The organism is Aestuariivita sp., from assembly GCF_049276915.1.
In the GTDB taxonomy this organism is placed as follows: Bacteria; Pseudomonadota; Alphaproteobacteria; order Rhodobacterales; family Rhodobacteraceae; genus Aestuariivita.
The window spans coordinates 16642-30179 of record NZ_JBASXK010000051.1; the positions used below are offsets into that span (position 1 = coordinate 16642).

The following is a 13538-nucleotide window of genomic DNA, read 5'->3' on the forward strand; positions in this document are numbered from 1 at the left end:
GCTGATCATTGCATGGTGCCTGCGAAATGCTAGGCTGGGGGGTGTCTGATACTGATCAAAGGATCGACCGTTGGCCGATACTCCGAAGATTACCGCATATGAACATTATGACATGCCTTCCTCTCTGCGCCCCGGCACCCAGCGGCGCGACTGGATGGACGATACTCGCGAAAAATTCGCCTATCGCTGCCTGCCGCTGACAATCGCAAACAGCCATGGCTGGGAGGTGATCGGGGACACGACCTTCCGTGCGGTCTGGAACGGCAAGCCCGAGCCCTCTGGTGTTCAGTTCGACATCAAGACGCAGGGCCAGATCATGCCCTCCAGCCATTTTGGCGACGGGATCATCACCTTCACCATGCCATATCTGTTCCGCACCGATGAGAACATCGGGCTTTGGGTCAGCGGCGCGCCCAATCAGGTCAAACACGGGATTCAACCCCTGACCGGGCTGGTCGAAACCGACTGGTCTCCGATGAACTTCACCATGAACTGGAAGATCACCCAGCCGCATGTGCCAGTCGCCTTCAAAGCCGGCGAGCCGGTCTGCTTTTTCTTTCCGTTGGATCGAACTTTGGTCGACCGCATCGAACCCGTGATCCGCCCTCTGTCGGACAATCCCGAACTGGCTGCAAAAAACGCCGAATGGTCCAAAAGCCGCGCCAATTTCCTGAAACAGATCAAGGTCGAGGGCTCTGCCGAAAGCCAGATGGGTTGGCAGAAAGACTATCACAAGGGCCGCTTCCCGCCCGAGGCCGACAAAGCCACCAACCACTATTCCAAGATCAAGGCCAAGGCCTTCAAGCGCCCCGAGTAAGACAGAGCTTCATCACGCTTGGGATGGAAACAACATATTGAGCCGTGCCGCCCAGTGATCGCCGGCGCGCCAGTGATCCAGATCACCATACTCGAGCGCGTCCCATCTGCGCTTTTGCACCGCCCCCCAGACCAGGGCGAGGTTGCACGAGATCGCCGGTGTCAGACCGTCTTGATGCCCGCGCAGGATCGGATGCAGTGTCGCCATACCTGTTCCCAGCATCAAGACAGCATCCGCGCCGCTGTCGGACAGACGTCGATAGGACGCCAGCACTGCCGGTCCGGACATGGCATAGATCGGATGAAACGCCCCCTCTTCCAGAGCCGGGCCGGATTTGGCCACAACCTCAAAGCCATGCGCTTCCCAATAGGGAGTGCTCGCCCGGTTCAGATCTTCGGGATAGGGCGACAGAACTGCGATCTTGCGCGCGTTCAGCGCCCGCAAAGCCGCCACGGTGGCCAATGCTGCGGTCAGGAAAGGCACACCGCGTGCCGCTTCGACCTCGGCCACGATCCGCGCCTCTTCCTCGGCCCCGATCAGATAGGACGCCCCGGTACAGGCCGCCGCGATCACATCGACAGGCGCATTGGCGAATTGCTCGGTCGTTGAGCCGAACCGCGTGGTGTAGTCAACCAGCCGCTCGGGGATCGTGCCCATCTCCGAGACAAGCCGCGCATTCAGCATTGACCAGCCGGGCGGCATCAGCGCCCAGAACTCGGGCTCGACCGTGGTGTTGGCCTGCGGCGTCAGCACCCCCATGACGCCGCGCGCGCCGTATTCCAGAGGGCCGCTCACAGCCAGCCCAAGACGCCGGGAAGCCAGAGGCTGAGCGCGGGAAACAGGATAAGAACAATCAGCCGCGCCAGATCAGCGAACACAAACGGGATCACACCACGAAAGATCGTGGACAACGGCAGATCGCGTGCCATGCCATGTAACACAAAGACGTTGATCCCGATGGGCGGGGTGATCATGCCCAGTTCGATCACCACGATCATCACCACGCCCCACCAGATCGGATCATAGCCCAGTCCGATCACCAGCGGATAGACAAAGGGCAGCGTCAGAACCATGGCAGCAATCGTGTCGAACAAGGCACCAAGGATCAGGTAGAAGATCATCAGCATCACGATCACCATCAATGGCGACAGACCCAGGCTTTCGATCCAGTCGACCGTGGCGGAAGGCAAGCCGGACAGCGTGGCGAAATAGGAAAACACCGATGCACCGATGATGATCACAAAGATCAGACCGGTGTTTGACGCCGTATCACCCAGCGCTGACAGGAACTTGACCTTGGTCAGCCGTTTGCGGAAAATCGCAAGAAGCAGGGCAACGGACGCCCCGACCGAGGCGGCTTCGCTTACCGTAAAGATGCCCGAGTAAATGCCACCCGACACGATCACCGCCAGCAGGATCACCGCCCAGCTTTGATAGCTGGCCTTCCTGCGTTCTGCCCAGGCGATCCGGTCGCCCAGCGGGGCAAGATCGGGGTTGCGCTTGACCACCCATGCAATGGCGACAAAGTAAAACACCACCGCCATGATCCCCGGAACAACAGCCGCGAGAAACAACGCGATGATCGAGTTTTCCGTCAGGATCGCGTAAAGGATCATCACCACGGACGGCGGCACGATCATGCCCAGCGTCCCGCCCGCCGCGATGGATCCCGCCGCCAGAGACTTGGCATATCCGCGCTCCAGCATCTGCGGCAACGCGATGCGCGCCATGGTGGCCGCAGTGGCCACGGAGGATCCGCAAATCGCGCCAAATCCGGCACAGGCACCGATCGTGGCAAAGATCAGCCCGCCGCGCCTGTGCCCGATAAAGACATAGGCCAGACGATAAAGCTCATCCGATAGACCGCCCAGATGTGCCAGATTGCCCATCAGCAGAAACATTGCGATCACAGCCAATCCCTCGGCAGCCATGGCCGAAGACGGTTCGGTTGCCAGCAGGGTCAGCGCCGGGCCGAACCCGATGATCAGCCCGGTGCCGATCACGCCGATCACGCCCATCGCGATGCCCACGGGCACCTGCGCGATGATCAGCACGAACATCGCTCCAAGGCCCAACAGGCCAGTTGTCATTGGATCGCTGAACATCGGGTTATGCGACCTCGCCTTCGTGGCGCAGATTGTCATGCGCGGGGGGCGTGCCGGTGATCAGCGCCTTGCCCCAGGCAAGTGTCACATAGACCTGCACCGGCAGGCACAGCGCCATGATCGCCGTGGTTCCCCACCACCATGGCGCAAGAGGAACGTCGATGGTGCGCGTCGTGCGCCCGGCACTGGCGTATTTTGCGGTCAGTTCAAAGAATTGCCAGACAAGGATCGCAAAGAAAACCAGCGTGACCAGGGCTGCAAGAAACTCGAAGAACGCGTTCACGCGTGCTCCGCCCAGCTTGCCCATCACACGCACGGTGACATTGGTCTGACGCAACAATCCAGCCGGAAAACACGAGGCGATGACCAGCGGGAAAATCACCTCGCCATAGTCGGAAAATCCAGAAATGCGCGGCGCATTGAGGTAACGCGCCGTACCATCGTAAAAGATCAGCAGCGCCATCACCACCAGACCGCAAAACCCCACAAGGGCCACGCTCTGGGTTATCCGGTCAAGCCGGAGAGCGACGGCGCTGCCGGTCATCAGCTCTGTCCCCGCATATCTGCCAGCAGTTTGACGGCGGCATCGTAGACCGCCTGTCCGTTCGGCGTTTGCGCGATCCACGCCTCATGCACGGCTTTGGCTTGCTCGACATACTTGGCCATGGCGGCCTCATCCGGTGTGACGATCTCGATACGTCCTTCGGCGATCACACCCTCGCGGATGGTATTGCCGATATCGGTATAGGCTCCACCGCCCATCTCGGCCATTGCCATGCCACCGTGTTTCATGATCGAGGCCTGCGCCTCGGGTGACAGCGAGCTCCACTTGTCCTCGTTCATCAGCAGAAGGAAGGGGATCGCTCCGGCCGGCACGATATAGGCCTGATCGACCAGAGGCAGGGATTTGAACGTCTGCATGCCCGTCCAGCCCTGAATGGCTCCATCCACTGTGCCGCGGTTCAAACCTTCGTTCATCTCGGCCGAACTCAGGGTCTGAGGTGCAGCGCCCAACGCCTCGAGCCAGGACGCATGAATGCCCCCGACCGAGCGGATCTTCATGTTGGCCAGATCGTCCAGAGAGCTGATCTTTTTCTTCATGAACATCGCATTGGGTTCAGCCGCGAAAAAGCCGATTACATGCACGCCATCGAACCCGGTGAGCAGACCCATCTCATGCATCTGCCAGCCCACGACACTGGCTTCTTCAGCTGTGCGGAACAGGAACGGCAATTCGAAAACGCCCATCTCGGGGAATTGCCCGGCTGTATAGCCCGGCAGAACCCAGGTCACATCCGCAACACCATTCTGAACCAGTTCGAACTGTTTGAACGGGCTTTTGCCCAGCGTGCCGCCCCAAAAGCCCTGCAGGGTCACGTCATCGGTTTCGGCCGCCACCGCCTCCATCCACGGCTTGATGACTTTGCTCACGCCGACACTTTGTTCCGGTACAAAGGTACCAACCTTGACCAGCTCTTGCGCCAGAACCGGCAAGGCGGTGAGTGTTGTCAGTGCAGCGCCCGCCAGCGCCATTTTCCAGTGTTTCATGATAACCTCCTTGTTGGATTGTCCCTGTTTAGGTTTGCGCCCCGAGTTTTCTCAGTGGCTGTGGATTGATCGGTATCGTGACCGTGCGCTCTTCGGTGTAGAACGCCTCGCAGGATGCACCGCCCTCGCGCCCCACACCCGAAGTCTTGAACCCTCCGAAGGGGGCGCGCAGTTCGCGCATCATGGGCGTGTTGACCCAGACCACGCCCGAGCGCATCTGCTCGCTCATGCGCATCACCGTTGGCAGATGATCGGACCAGATGTATGAGACCAGCCCAAAGCGCGTGTCATTGGCAATCGCTGCGGCCTCGTCCTCGCCGTCAAAGGGCAGGAAGGTGGCAAAGGGCCCAAAGATCTCATCCTGCGCCACGCGCGCCGCATTGGAGGGCACTGTCACCGCAGTCGGGTTCACGAAATATCCCGCCCCCAGATCCTCGCGCCGCGTTCCGCCGGTCAAGACCGTGCCGCCATCTCCCTTGGCGATGTCAACGAAACTCAGCACCCGGTCGCGATGGGCCGCCGAGGCCAGCGGCCCGATATCGGTGTCCTGAGACAAGGGATCCCCGACGCGCACGCGCCCGGCGCGTTCCACAAAGCGCCCCACGAAATCATCAAAGATCGACCGCTCGACCAGAATGCGCGAGCCGGCCAGGCATTGCTGACCGTTGTTGGAAAAGATGCCCATCAGCGCACCGTCCAGAGCCCGCTCCATATCCGCCGAGGCAAAGATGATATTGGCCGATTTCCCCCCCAGCTCCAGCGTGCAGGGGACCAGGTTGCGGCCTGCCGCCGACATGATGGCGCGACCTGTCTCGGTTCCGCCGGTAAAGCTGACCAGATCAATGCCCGGATGATCAACCAGCGCCGCCCCGGTGACAGGTCCGCGCCCGTTCACAAGGTTCAGCACGCCCTCGGGCAGCACCTCTTGCAAAAGCTCGACAAGCCGCGCCAGCGCCAGTGGCGTCTGTTCGGAAGGCTTGAGCACAACCGTGTTTCCAAAGGCCAGAGCGGCGGCGATCTTCATGGTCGCCAGCGCCACCGGCGCATTCCATGGCGCGATCAGCGCCGCGACCCCGACCGGAACGCGCGACACGGTCGTCATGTAACCCGGCGTCTGATCATAGCGCTGGCCCGACGTCTGGCTGATGTATTCGGCAAAAAACCGAAAGTTATAGGCCGCGCGCAGCATGTGGCGCTCGCGCAATTCGCGCAGCACCAGACCTGTGGCCGCGCATTCCAGCCGCGCCAGTTCGTCAACATGATCCAGGATGGTCTGACGACAGCGTTCAAGTGCTTCTTGTCGCTGCGGCAGGGTCAAACCGGGCCAGGGCCCACGATCAAAGGCCCGGCGCGCAGCGCTGACGGCCCCGTCCACCGCCTGCGCATCATCCTCGATCAATGTCGAGACCTGCGCCCCTGTCGCGGGGTAGAACACCGGGAGTTCCAGACCACCGCCCGAAGTCGCCCGATCACCGGCCCAGCCGGTCACGCGCGCAGGTGGCGCAATTGGCAGATCAAAGCTCATGGCATGAAGGCTCCCCCATTCACATGCAGCGTCTGGCCGGTGACATAGCTGGCCTGATCGGACAGCAAGAACAGCACCGGTCCCGTCACATCGCCCGGCAACGCCACACGTTTCAGCGGAATGGCCGCCGCATAGGCTTCGATGTCCAACCGCACGGGCGCATCCTCATCCGAACGCCCCGTGCCACCGCGCAAAAAAGCCGTATCCACCGCCGAAGGGGCCACGCAGTTCACCCGGATGTCCGGTGCCAGTTCCAGCGCCATCTGCCGCGTCATGGCCGCGATCCCGGCCTTGGCAATCGCGTAAGGCCCATAGCCCGAGCGCGCGAGATGCCCCAGACCCGAGCCGATCTGTACGATGGCACCGCCGGGGGTGATGATGGGCGCAAAGGCTTTGGCGGCGAAGAACGCGGCATTCAGATTACCGCTCAGCACCTCGGTCCATTCCGCCACGGAGCGTTCGAGCAGGGGCTCATTGCCGCTGACAAAGCCGCACAGGTTGACGAAGCCCGCGACCGGGGTGCCCAGTTCCGACACCGCGCGCGCCATGTCCTGCGGGTCGCTGGCGTCGACGGCATGCATCTCGATGCCCTCCATCGGATGCGCCGCGATCGAGCGGGGCAGATCAAACACGACGGGAGTCCAGCCCGCGGCCTGCGCATCGATCACCAACTGTCGGCCAATGCCGCCGCAGCCTCCCAGTAGGGCCAGTCGTTTCGTCATCACAATCCCTCTGCCCGGCGCAAACCTTCGATCATCGACGAGCGCAGCAGGAAACTGCGCGCCAGACCGGGATCACCCGCAATCCGCTTCAAATCATCCAGATGTGCCTGACGCGCCACCGGATCGGTGGCATTCATGCGTGCCCGGTTCGCATCGGCCTGACCCACAATGTCATCGCGTGCAATCGGGCGGCGCTTGCGCTCATAGGCGTCCAGCACGTCATCACCGGCCCCCCCGGCCACTTCGATCAACAGATCAGCCAGCGCCCAGGCGTCATGCACCCCGCCGTTCATCCCCATCCCACCCTTCGGGCTGTTGAGATGCGCGGCATCGCCGGCCAGAAACATGCGGCCCTGCCGATAGCGCGACGCGACCCGGCGATGGATGCGGTAAATGCGTTTCTCCACGATATCCATGTCCCGTGCCGCGGGCAGAATATCCACGGTCTGCGCGCGGATCGAGGCATCTTCCAGTGCCTCCTCCGGCGTCTGATCGCCCATGGGATGAAGCGACACGCGCCACAGATCCGGCAAGCGCAGCAACGAATAGGTGCCACCCGGTTTCCAGATGTAATTCACGCCAGACAGCCCGCTGAGATGATCTTCAAACGGGAAATGCGTGGTCACCAGAATGGTGTTTTCGGGATAGGTTCCGCCCTCCCATTGCGCGCCAATTGCCTCGCGTACGACAGACCGCGCGCCATCACACCCCACCACGACGCTGGCGCGCATGGTTTCGGAGCCGGACTTGGATCCCGCGGTCACGGAGACACCATTGCCGTCTTGTTCCACCGCCGTGACCGGGCTGGCAAAGCGGACCGTGCCTTCGGGCAGGCGAGCCAAAAGTGCCCGGCTCAACTCGGCCTGACGACATTGCAGGCGATAGGGATGCGCGGTGTCATCGGCCAGAACCGACAGATCAAACTCGGCCCGGTCCTCGGTGCTGTGCATCCGGATCTGCCAGGTCGGCGTGATCCGCCCCTTGGCAATCAGCGCATCCGTGATGCCATCTTCATCAAACATGTCCAGCGTCGGAGGATGAAAGGTCGACGCCCGCAACTGATCGGTGATCTCGGCTTCTGCCTCAAAGACCTGCACCGGCACCCCGGCCTGAGCCAGACGCCACGCCAGCGTCAACCCGACAGGCCCCGCACCGACAATCACAACCGGATCGGTTGACAGATCCACCTTGTTCCAGCCCTCTGTAAACACATGCTCTGGTTAAAAATGATATATAGATATAACATTAATGCAATAGGCCTGACTCAGACCTGCAGGACACGAGAATTAACGCATGACATCAAAAGGCTACAGCAAGGACGCCGACGAACAAACCACCGTGCTGAACGCGGCTGACGGGGTGCCTCTCTACCAGCAGATCTTTGTGATTCTGCACAACAAGATCCAGTCCGGAGAACTTGCACCCGGCGATCCTGTTGCCAGTGAACAGGAGCTCTGTGCCGATTTTTCTGTCTCTCGCATCACCGCCCGGCGGGCGCTGAATGAACTGGCGGACCGCGGTCTGGTCGAACGTCAGCGCGGACGCGGCACTCGCGTGGCGGGATCTCCGGCCCAACCCGTACGCGCCTCGATCGACGGGCTGCTTGAAAACGTCAGCCATATTGGGCGCACCACAACCGTACAGGTGCTGCGCAATGGCCTTGTGCCGGCAGGAGGCGAAGCCGGGACCGCCCTCGACCTCGCGCCAGAAACCCCCGTTTTGCGCGCAGTGCGCGTGCGCCGCTTGGGAGGTGCAGCGATGTCCTATCTGATCACCTCGGTGCCTGAAGACATCGTTGCACGCATCAGCGGTCAGGACATGTCTGAAACGCCGTTGTTGCTCTTGTTGGAACAGGCCGGCGTGGCCGTGGCGACTGCGCGTCAGACCATCACGGCAACAGTGGCCGATGCGCAGGTCTCGGCGGCGCTGGATGTTCCCGCCGGATCCCCCCTGATCGAAGTGCGCCGCATCGTCTTTGACGCCACCGGACGCGCGGTCGAATACATCAAGATCCTCTATCGCCCCGAACTCTATCAGTTCGAAATGATGATGCACCGACGCAGCGGAGCAAACGGTCGCGTCTGGCATGCGCAGGACGCCGTCACCCTGGAAGGGCCGGACACGGTACAATAGGCCTCAGGGCGACAGCCATTGCCCGGACCAGCCGTTTGCGGCTTCAAAAACCGCGCGGCGATGCTGCGTACCCAGTTCCAGCAGATCGATCCGGGCAATCGCGCAGACCAGCACGGCGAAATCCTCTGGCCGACCAAGCACCGTGTATTCAAACGGGGCTGCAATCGGCGCGCCCACCGCCGGGCTTTTGCCATAGGCCTGCCGCGATCCCTCCGGTACCCGGGCCCACCTGTCGGCGACAGCATCACCCGTCAGCACATGGACCTGCACATAAAGCCGGATCTGCAAGTCGACCTTGGGATCCCAGACATGCAACTGCGCGCGCGGATTGTGTCGCACCGCAGCCAGTTTTGCCGAGGATGGATCGGTATGCACCTCGGCCCAACCCTCCGCCCGGTTTGCCGCGCGCAAAACCACCGTGCGCGCCTCGGGCCAGCCCTCGGGCGAAACAGTGGCCAGCACCGGATGGCGCGCGCCAGCCCGTCGATCCGCCACACCACGCGACAGCCTTTGCCAGCCGTGATCCAGAAAGGCCCGCAGATCGCCTGCCTCATTCATATCCCGTCATCTCCAGATATCCCCGCCCCTCATGGCTGCCCTTGATGGTCACCGGCCCTTCCCAATAGGGCAAGGACACGGCCATCCAAGCCTGAGGAAACGCAGCCTCGACCGTTACATCCACCCCCTTGTCAGGCAATTTCACCTGCCAGCGGGTCGGCACGCTGCGCCCGGCCACCTCGGTCTGTGTCAAAGGCTCTGCACGAAAGGCCCCGTCGGGAAAAGCCGTGGCGGTGCCATCCGGCGCGATCCATGTGGCCGAGGAAAAAAACGTGCCATCGGTTTGGCGCAACAGAAAACCCATCATCTTATCGCCACTGTCAAAGGACAGCGAGAACCAGTCCCACCCCGATTGATTGTCCGACAAAGGTTGCGAGGACCACTCTCGATCCAGCCATGCCGACCCGGTCACCGGCACGTCCTTGTCACCCAGACTGAGAACGCCGCTGACTTCAAAGAACGGTTGCGAATAATAATAGCTTGCCTGCCCCTCAGCCGATTTCACGGAAAAACCGCCAGCGCCGTGAAACACCAGCGGTCCCTGCGCCTTCAGATCCAGATCATAACGAAACTCCGGCCCCGAGGCGCTCAGGCGCATGGTGTCGAAATCCGGCCCCGCCATCTCCCAGTCATCAATACAGGCGCGAAACGGTGCGACCTCGACACCTGCCTGTCCGATCCCGCCCCGTGCCAGACGCTCGGCAACATAATGGGCATTGGGGGTGGTCACGGCCGCATGGGCGAACCAGATCTGCGGATCCTCCCATCCTTGCCGCGTCTCCGGTGCCAGCGCCGAGCGGAACAGCGTCCATTGCACACCGTAAAGCGCGCCATCCGGCCCGCTCAGATTTGCCGTGAGATACCACCATTCAATGCGATACTCCGGATGCGCGCCGTGATCGGCCGGAAACTCGAACTGCGGATCAGGCTGCGGGATGGCAAAACCCTCGGCATCGCTGCCAAGCCCGGCAAAGCCCTGCGTGATGCCCTGCACAGGCATCAGCATCAGTATCAGCAAGATAAATGCGAAAGGTCTAACGCTCATTGGCAAACACCTTCAGCAAATCCCCCGGTGGCGTATGCGCGAGCCGGATCGCGGGCCACAACGCCGCCAACGCCGCCGCACCCAGCGCGAACACTCCCAACCGGGCATAATCCAGCGGAAACAGGAACATCGGCAGTTTCCAACCAAACGCCTCTACATTCACGATGGCCAGCAACACCCAGGCCAGAGCCAGCCCCAATGGCATGGCCAGAACCGTGGTGAAAACCGCCAGAACCGTCGCACGGAGCAACTCGAGCCGACCCAGCCGCGCCCGCGTCACGCCCAGCGCCCAGACCGGAGCCAGTTGCGGCACCCGGATCGCCGCCAGCGTGAGCAGGCTCATCAGAATGGCAAAACCCGCCACCGCCAGCGTCAGGATGTTCAGCGCGCCGGTCACCGTAAAGGTGCGCTCGAACACCTCGATCGAAAACGCCTTGATCTGCGCCTGATTGATGATGCTGCCCTCTTGCATCCCATACTCGTCTATCAGCGCCCGCCTGAGCGCGTCCGGATCATCGCTGCGCAGGCCAAACCGTGTCGCCATGCGCTCGGGGAACAGGTCGGCATACACCGCCTCTGACACCACGGCCTGCCCGATCGGATTGCCATAATCAGCCACGATCCCGACCACCGGCAAGACCAGATCCGGCCCCACCGCCAACTGATCCCCGATCCAGAGCCCACCGCGCCGGGCAAGCTGTTCGTTGATGATCACCGCCTCACCCGCGCCGACCATGTCCCAGACAGGCTCCTGGCTTGCCAGGAACCGCCAGTTTTCACGATAGGTGGGCCCGACCCGCGCCCCGAACAAATCCGCAGGCAGGCCCGCCAGCCGCGTCTCGACGGACTGTACCGGCAGCACTTCGCGTGCGCGGGTGGCCAGAAAGGCCTCCAGAACCGGGCTTTCTTCAGCACGTTCGACCGTGACAAACAACTCAGGGGCCAGCCTCTGATCCAGAAACCCGATAAAGGTCAGCCGGAAACTCGACACCATGGTCGACACGCCAACATTGGCCGCAATCGCCAGCAACAAGGCCATCAGCGCAAGGCTCATGCCCGGGAGTTGCTGGCGCGTATCGGCCCAGAACCATTGCCAGACCACATGGCGCGCACGCCCCTCGGCCAGAGACAAAGCCCAGCGCAGCACCAAAGGCAGCGCCAGCGCGGCACCGGTCAACAAGCAGGCCAAGAGCGCGAACCCGCCAGCCAGACCATTGCCCCACAGCGCAAACGCGCCAGCCCCCGAAAGAAGCGCGCCTGCAACAGCGCCCAGCCGCAGAGCGCCCGACCCCGAGGCCATCACCCAGGCACGCGGCCGCGCGCTGGCCAGAAGCGGCATGCGCGAGATCTGCCAAAGAGCACTGGCCGACGCAACAGCCGTGCCGATCAGCGCAATCGCATAGCCCGAGGCCCACCACGACGGCCGCAACCGGATCGAACCCGCCACATCCGCACCGTAAAGGCCGCGCAGGGTTGCCGCCACATCCGGCAACAACAGAGCGGCAATCAGATAGCCAAGGATCACCCCAACCGTACCTGCCACCAGCGCCAGAACCAGCAACTCAGCCACCATCAGCCAGACCAGATGGCGCAACGGCATGCCCAGCGCGCGCAGGGTGCGCACCATGCCCCGACGCTGCTCGAACGCCAGACCAATCGCGCCGTGCACGATGAAAATCCCAACGGCAAAACTGAGAAAGGCAAAGGCCGTCAGGTTGAGATGAAAGCTGTCGGTCAAGCGGCTGACATCGCTCACTGCTTGCGCTGCGCGCCGCGTCAGATCCGGGGCAAGCACATCAAGCGGGCGCAAGCCCATGGGCTGACGATCGGACAGGATCATCCGCGTCAAGAGCTCGGGCCGATCCAGCAAACGCTGCGCCGTGCCGATATCTGTGATCGCCAGACCCGGCGCGATGCCCGGATCAATGCGCACGGCCATCTCGACCGCCCCCTCCAGTCGCGCAGCGGTTTCGCCATCCGCAAACAGGATGCCGTCCGACAGAAAAGTGGGCAGATCGCCGCCGCTGTCCATTCTCACCGGCGACAAGCCCCCCGGCGTCGTCAGAGGGTCCAGCCCAAGCACCCGCACGCTGCCCCCGTCCAAAAGCACACGCCCCTCCAGAACCGGCGAGACCTGCCAGCCCGCGCGGCGCAGATCAATGTAGCGCGCCTGCGGGATCGTCTCGCCCACGCGGGGCACCAGATGGTCAAACCGCCCCTCGCCAAGTGTTTCGGCAGCCGCGTCATAGCTGGCGCGCGCCTCGGCATTTATCGCCTGAACGCCCGACCACAGAGCAGTGGCCAGCGCCAGACCGGCAATCAGCGTGAACAGCTGCAAGGGATTGCGCCGCCAATGCGACCAGAGCGCGGACAGACCCGCGCCCGTCATGCCAGCTGACCCTGGCTCAGATGCACCACACGCCCCATCCGCGCGGCCACGCTAGCCGAATGCGTCACAACCATCAGGGCCGCACCGGTCTGTGCCACCAGCCCAAGCATCTGATCCAGCACCTCCGAGGCGGTGGCCTCATCCAGATTCCCGGTCGGCTCGTCCGCCAGCACCAACCGGGGCCGCGCCATCAGCGTACGCGCAATGGCAGCCCTTTGCTGCTGACCGCCCGAAAGTGCCTCGGGGTATTTGTGCAGATGTTCCGCCAGACCCAAGGCACCGGCCAGATCTGAAACCCGCGTCGGATCATTGACCCCAGCAAGACGCGCCTGAAATGCGATGTTGGCCGCGACATCCAGCGAGGGGATCAGGTTGAACTGCTGAAAGATCACGCCAACCTCGCGCCGGCGCAGATCGGCCCGGCCCTGGTCGTCCAGCCCGGTGATATCGCGCCCGTCCAGACGGATATGCCCGCTGTCTGCACTGTCCAGACCGCCCACCAGATGCAGCAAAGTGCTTTTGCCCGATCCGGATTCCCCGGTCAGCGCCAGCGTCTCTCCTGCATCCAGTTGCAGATCGACCCCGCGCAGGACCGGCACAGGGCCATCGGCCCCATCATAGGATTTCATCAGGTTTTCGATCTGCAACAGCATGGCGTGTCAGCTATCACAATCCGGCAAAAGGGAAAGGGACATG

The 13538-nt window shown here is 62.5% G+C and carries 13 protein-coding genes; 2 read left to right on the forward strand and 11 right to left on the reverse strand.

Annotated features, from left to right (window positions below; translation table 11 throughout):
- Window positions 1-70: 70 nt before the first annotated feature.
- On the forward strand, window positions 71-817 hold the full coding sequence (locus tag WAO69_RS05375; protein WP_422177025.1) for a DUF6065 family protein: 747 nt from the start codon (window positions 71-73) through the stop codon (window positions 815-817).
- Between the two features lie 12 nt (window positions 818-829).
- Here WAO69_RS05375 and WAO69_RS05380 read toward each other — a convergent pair whose 3' ends face one another.
- From WAO69_RS05380 to WAO69_RS05410, 7 genes are read right to left on the reverse strand one after another with little or no spacing between them, the layout of a single operon-like run.
- A complete protein-coding gene (locus tag WAO69_RS05380; RefSeq protein WP_422177026.1) occupies window positions 830-1612 on the reverse strand; it encodes a maleate cis-trans isomerase family protein in 783 nt (260 codons plus the stop codon).
- Window positions 1609-2922, reverse strand: coding sequence for a TRAP transporter large permease (locus WAO69_RS05385; RefSeq protein ID WP_422177027.1), 1314 nt, complete (start codon window positions 2920-2922; stop codon window positions 1609-1611). The genes WAO69_RS05380 and WAO69_RS05385 overlap by 4 nt, the downstream gene beginning before the upstream one ends.
- Before the next feature lie 4 nt (window positions 2923-2926).
- Window positions 2927-3466, reverse strand: coding sequence for a TRAP transporter small permease (locus tag WAO69_RS05390; RefSeq protein WP_422177028.1), 540 nt, complete (start codon window positions 3464-3466; stop codon window positions 2927-2929).
- Entirely contained in the window at window positions 3466-4470 is a 1005-nt protein-coding gene (locus WAO69_RS05395) for a TRAP transporter substrate-binding protein (protein WP_422177029.1), read from the reverse strand. The genes WAO69_RS05390 and WAO69_RS05395 overlap by 1 nt, the downstream gene beginning before the upstream one ends.
- Window positions 4471-4498: 28 nt before the next feature.
- On the reverse strand, window positions 4499-5995 hold the full coding sequence (locus WAO69_RS05400; protein WP_422177030.1) for an aldehyde dehydrogenase: 1497 nt from the start codon (window positions 5993-5995) through the stop codon (window positions 4499-4501).
- Entirely contained in the window at window positions 5992-6717 is a 726-nt protein-coding gene (locus WAO69_RS05405; RefSeq protein ID WP_422177031.1) for an SDR family NAD(P)-dependent oxidoreductase, read from the reverse strand. Before WAO69_RS05405 ends, WAO69_RS05400 begins: the two co-directional genes overlap by 4 nt.
- The gene (locus tag WAO69_RS05410) at window positions 6717-7904 is read right to left on the reverse strand and encodes an FAD-dependent oxidoreductase (RefSeq protein ID WP_422177032.1); all 1188 of its coding nucleotides are present in this window, start codon (window positions 7902-7904) and stop codon (window positions 6717-6719) included. The genes WAO69_RS05405 and WAO69_RS05410 overlap by 1 nt, the downstream gene beginning before the upstream one ends.
- A gap of 106 nt (window positions 7905-8010) precedes the next feature.
- Between WAO69_RS05410 and WAO69_RS05415 the strand changes: the two genes are divergently transcribed.
- Window positions 8011-8850, forward strand: coding sequence for a GntR family transcriptional regulator (locus WAO69_RS05415; protein WP_422177033.1), 840 nt, complete (start codon window positions 8011-8013; stop codon window positions 8848-8850).
- A 3-nt stretch (window positions 8851-8853) separates the two neighbouring features.
- Here WAO69_RS05415 and WAO69_RS05420 read toward each other — a convergent pair whose 3' ends face one another.
- The 4 genes from WAO69_RS05420 to WAO69_RS05435 are packed head-to-tail and all read right to left on the reverse strand — an operon-like array spanning window position 8854 to window position 13495.
- Window positions 8854-9408, reverse strand: coding sequence for a pyridoxamine 5'-phosphate oxidase family protein (locus WAO69_RS05420; protein WP_422177034.1), 555 nt, complete (start codon window positions 9406-9408; stop codon window positions 8854-8856).
- A complete protein-coding gene (locus WAO69_RS05425; RefSeq protein WP_422177035.1) occupies window positions 9401-10453 on the reverse strand; it encodes a lipocalin-like domain-containing protein in 1053 nt (350 codons plus the stop codon). Before WAO69_RS05425 ends, WAO69_RS05420 begins: the two co-directional genes overlap by 8 nt.
- Entirely contained in the window at window positions 10443-12842 is a 2400-nt protein-coding gene (locus tag WAO69_RS05430; RefSeq protein ID WP_422177036.1) for an FtsX-like permease family protein, read from the reverse strand. The genes WAO69_RS05425 and WAO69_RS05430 overlap by 11 nt, the downstream gene beginning before the upstream one ends.
- Window positions 12839-13495 (reverse strand): ABC transporter ATP-binding protein, encoded by a 657-nt coding sequence (locus tag WAO69_RS05435; RefSeq protein ID WP_422177037.1) that lies wholly within the window; start codon window positions 13493-13495, stop codon window positions 12839-12841. The genes WAO69_RS05430 and WAO69_RS05435 overlap by 4 nt, the downstream gene beginning before the upstream one ends.
- Window positions 13496-13538 lie beyond the last annotated feature (43 nt).

Bases quoted from the DNA above. Each gene is read 5' to 3' on its own strand.
- WAO69_RS05385 (WP_422177027.1), bottom strand. From the start codon at position 2,922: ATGTTCAGCGATCCAATGACAACTGGCCTGTTGGGCCTTGGAGCGATG.
- WAO69_RS05390 (WP_422177028.1), bottom strand. From the start codon at position 3,466: ATGACCGGCAGCGCCGTCGCTCTCCGGCTTGACCGGATAACCCAGAGC.
- WAO69_RS05395 (WP_422177029.1), bottom strand. From the start codon at position 4,470: ATGAAACACTGGAAAATGGCGCTGGCGGGCGCTGCACTGACAACACTC.
- WAO69_RS05400 (WP_422177030.1), bottom strand. From the start codon at position 5,995: ATGAGCTTTGATCTGCCAATTGCGCCACCTGCGCGCGTGACCGGCTGG.
- WAO69_RS05405 (WP_422177031.1), bottom strand. From the start codon at position 6,717: ATGACGAAACGACTGGCCCTACTGGGAGGCTGCGGCGGCATTGGCCGA.
- WAO69_RS05415 (WP_422177033.1), top strand. From the start codon at position 8,011: ATGACATCAAAAGGCTACAGCAAGGACGCCGACGAACAAACCACCGTG.
- WAO69_RS05420 (WP_422177034.1), bottom strand. From the start codon at position 9,408: ATGAATGAGGCAGGCGATCTGCGGGCCTTTCTGGATCACGGCTGGCAA.
- WAO69_RS05425 (WP_422177035.1), bottom strand. From the start codon at position 10,453: ATGAGCGTTAGACCTTTCGCATTTATCTTGCTGATACTGATGCTGATG.
- WAO69_RS05430 (WP_422177036.1), bottom strand. From the start codon at position 12,842: ATGACGGGCGCGGGTCTGTCCGCGCTCTGGTCGCATTGGCGGCGCAAT.
- WAO69_RS05435 (WP_422177037.1), bottom strand. From the start codon at position 13,495: ATGCTGTTGCAGATCGAAAACCTGATGAAATCCTATGATGGGGCCGAT.